1 pseudogene is annotated in these 215 nt (G+C 40.0%); it reads right to left on the reverse strand.

Annotated elements, in window-relative coordinates:
- Positions 1-58: 58 nt before the first annotated feature.
- Positions 59-215 (reverse strand): annotated as a pseudogene (locus tag V6256_RS15900) (50S ribosomal protein L18); the annotation flags it as partial.

Below are 215 nucleotides of genomic sequence, written 5' to 3' on the forward strand. Positions count from 1 at the left end.
ATTAGCTTTTCGTTCAGATCACCGGTTTGAGATTCTACTTTAGACATAATCTTTTCCCTTAGAACTGTAGACCAGCTTCGCGAGCTGCGTCAGCTACTGCTGCAACACGACCGTGGTATTGGAAACCGCTACGGTAAAAAGAAATTTTAGGAATTCCTTTCTATAACGCACTCTCTGCAACTAATTTAACAATTAGATGAGCTGCTTCTTTATTA

Origin of the sequence: Psychromonas aquatilis (assembly GCF_038155185.1) — a bacterium.
In the GTDB taxonomy this organism is placed as follows: Bacteria; Pseudomonadota; Gammaproteobacteria; order Enterobacterales; family Psychromonadaceae; genus Psychromonas; species Psychromonas aquatilis.